This is a genomic window from uncultured Cyclobacterium sp., assembly GCF_963976465.1.
GTDB lineage: Bacteria > Bacteroidota > Bacteroidia > Cytophagales > Cyclobacteriaceae > Cyclobacterium.
This window is the reverse complement of the sequence record NZ_CAXBOC010000539.1, coordinates 1-3,544: the sequence shown is the minus strand read 5'-3', so window position 1 is coordinate 3,544 and position 3,544 is coordinate 1. Positions and strand designations below refer to the sequence as shown.

Below are 3,544 nucleotides of genomic sequence, written 5' to 3'. Positions count from 1 at the left end.
GAAAAGCAGCCAAATGGCTCACTCCCGGATTATGTCCCACCATCATTACATGGTTATCCCTATTATCAAAGCTATTTAAAACCTGCAGTAAGGCTCCATGCTCGGCCTGATATATTTCATTAACCACTGTGGATTTACCTACTTCCATAGCTGATGAAAGAATCTGCGCCGTTTGCCTACACCTGTTCGCAGGACTAAAGGCCATATGGTCACAAATCTGCCCATTTGCTTTCAATAGCCTGGACAACCTTTCCAATTGATCAATTCCTGGCTTTATTAGGTCTCTTTTCAGGTCCTTTTTATCAAAACCGGGAGCCTCTGTAATCCCATGTCGCACCAACAATAATTCCTTATCCATGTAGCTCAATTAAACTTCAAAATGAAAAATAAATATGTGGAAATTTTGTCGGCAATAAAAATTGCTTTGAATGAATATTTGGAAGAGAATAATATGACATCTATTTTTAGGACTTGAATTATGGGAATTTACCTGGTCCCATTTATTTTTATCTTTAAAGAAATTAACCATGCCAAAGAATTTAGTCATAGTGGAGTCTCCTGCAAAAGCCAAGACAATAGAGGGTTACCTAGGAAAAGACTTCAAAGTTACCTCCAGCTACGGGCATGTAAGAGATCTCCCTAAAGGTGAAAATGCCATCGATATTAAAAACAAGTTCAAGCCGACCTATGAGGTAACTCCAGATAAAAAGGAAGTAATTAAAGAACTTAAAAAATTAGTAAAGGGTGCAGATACTGTATTCCTAGCAAGTGATGATGACCGTGAAGGAGAAGCGATTTCTTGGCATTTAAAAGAGGTACTTCAATTAAAAGATGAAAATACAAAAAGGATCGTCTTCAGGGAAATTACCAAATCAGCAATTACCAAGGCTCTAGAAAGCCCTAGAAGCATAGATTATGATTTGGTAAATGCACAGCAGGCAAGAAGAATTCTCGACCGGCTAGTTGGTTTTGAACTTTCACCGGTACTATGGAAAAAAATCAAAGCCGGGCTTTCCGCAGGTAGGGTTCAATCTGTGGCCGTTCGTTTCATTGTGGACAGGGAGCGAGAGATTGATAAATTTAAACCTACAGTATCTTTTAAAATAACAGCCCTTTTTGATGTAGAAGGCAAAACACTACAGGCAGAATTGCCAAAGAAATTCCAGAGCAAAGAAGAGGCAGAGGAATTTTTGAAAAAATGTTTAGAGGCAGATTTTTCAATCAAATCTCTGGAAACAAAGCCAGCAAAGAAAAGTCCGGCGCCACCCTTTACCACTTCCACTTTGCAACAAGAGGCCAGTAGGAAGTTGTATTTCTCTGTGGCCCAAACAATGAATATCGCCCAGAAGCTATATGAGTCTGGTAAAATTACCTACATGAGGACGGATAGTCTTAATTTATCTGATGATGCATTAAAGGATGCAGAAAAAGAGATAAAATCAGCTTATGGGGATGAATACCATAAAAAGCGAAAATTTAAATCAAAATCTGAAGGGGCACAGGAAGCTCACGAGGCCATTAGGCCTACCTCTTTTGCCGAACATGATGCCGGTAAGGACAGGAATGAGCAGCGTTTGTATGAATTGATTTGGAAAAGATCCATTGCCTCTCAAATGGCAGATGCTCAACTGGAAAAAACCAATGTAAGCATAGCCATATCCAATGTGGACCAAACTTTAAGTGCAAGTGGAGAAGTTATCAAATTTCAAGGCTTCTTAAAAGTCTACCTTGAAAGCACCGATGATGAGGAGGAAGAAGAAACAACTGGAAAAGGATTATTGCCTCCACTCACTGTGGGGCAAGTGCTGCAGTTAATTGAAATGAAAGGCCGCCAGTCTTTTACGCGACCACCTGCCAGGTATACAGAAGCATCTCTGGTGAAAAAATTAGAGGAAATGGGTATAGGAAGGCCTTCCACATATGCCCCTACCATATCTACAGTGCAGAAAAGAAATTACGTTGTTAAGGAGTCTAGAGATGGCGTTCAAAGAAAATACATTGAAATGACCATTGGTGATGGACAATTCAATGAAGCAGAAAAAACAGAAACCACAGGCACGGAAAAGAATAAATTGTTCCCAACAAATATTGCCATGGTGGTAAATGATTTTCTGGTGGAGCATTTTCCAAATGTGATTGACTTCTCCTTTACTGCCAAGGTAGAAAAAGAGTTTGACCATATTGCTCAGGGAGACCAACCCTGGGATGAAATGATTCAAAATTTCTATGGCAACTTCCATTCAAAAGTGGAACTTACAGAAAACATCAAACGAACAGATGTTAATTCCAGCAAAGAATTAGGGATCGACCCAAAATCAGGCAAGGTAGTAATTGCCAGACTGGGGAAATTTGGTCCTCTCGTTCAAATTGGAGATGCGGAAGATGAGGAGAAAAAGTTTGCCAGCCTTCGGAAGGGACAATTTATTGAAAGCATCACCTTAGAGGATGCATTGGAACTGTTTAAGCTGCCGAGGGATTTAGGTACATTTGAAGACAAAAAAGTTGTGGCAGCCATTGGGCGTTTTGGGCCTTACATCAGGCATGACAGCAAATTTGTTTCTTTAGGCAAAGAATACGATCCACTATCTGTCACTTTAGATGAAGCCATACAGTTAATCAAAGACAAGAGGGAAGCTGATGCCAAAAAGCATATCAAATCCTTTGATGAAAACCCTGACATTCAGGTACTCAATGGTAGATGGGGACCTTATATCAAAATGGGCAAAAGCAATTTCAAGATCCCAAAAGACAAAGAGGCTGAATCTTTGACTTATGAAGAGGTAATGAAGCTAATTGAAACACAAGGCGATGCCAAAAAGGCCAAGCCCAAAAAGGCAGCTGCAAAAAAAGCTCCGGCTAAAAAGAAAGCAAAAAAATAATCAATGATAGAGGCAGTTTAATTTCTGCCTCTTTTTTTTGTCTATAAAATATTTTTTCATCCTAGAAAATTATAAGGCCTAATCATACATAACTTTTTACAGTTGGCCTGTTATTTGCAGTTTATTCTGATAGAGCTACTTATTTACTAACCTGTCGTAAAAGACAGAAATATTTACCATAAGGAATGTGTGAATTTTTAGGGGATAGCCTTTGACAGGTCTGAAAGAATTTAATGGCCATTATCCTGGCAACAAAAATATCTGAATCATTGCTATTTCTTTTCTCCCCAAATCACAAACAACCTGTAAAACTTTGGTGTAGCTTGAGGCAATTGAAACAAATAATCATTATAAAAACATGTTTAAAATGAAAAATTTATTTCTAAGAATTAAGAATAAACACAAGGTCAACTCGGTAGGTAGTTTTCTACAATTGTTAACCTTAACTATTGTTGCTTTATTTCCTTATCCGCTTCTGGCTCAAATTCAAAAAGGGCTTCCCAAACCTACGGACCCTGTAGATCCCTCTAAGACAAGCGATTTGATAATCTTTATTATTTTACCAATAATAGTGCTTATCCTATTTTTCTTTTGGAGAAGGGCTAGAAAAAAGAGACTGTAATCTTAACTCTGTCTAAGCTTGGAATTTAGTTTTAAATTTTATA

Annotated in this window: 2 protein-coding genes; one reads left to right on the top strand and one right to left on the bottom strand. The window is 38.2% G+C overall.

Going from position 1 to position 3,544, the window contains the following annotated elements; translation table 11 throughout:
- Positions 1-358 (bottom strand): histidine phosphatase family protein (locus tag AAC037_RS21780; RefSeq protein ID WP_339905578.1); only part of this gene is annotated, 358 nt, incomplete at its 3' end.
- Positions 359-527: 169 nt separating this feature from the next.
- Between AAC037_RS21780 and topA the strand changes: the two genes are divergently transcribed.
- Positions 528-2,879: a type I DNA topoisomerase gene (topA, locus tag AAC037_RS21775; RefSeq protein ID WP_339905577.1), complete on the top strand. Its 2,352-nt coding sequence runs from the start codon at positions 528-530 to the stop codon at positions 2,877-2,879.
- The last annotated feature ends 665 nt before the right edge of the window (positions 2,880-3,544 follow it).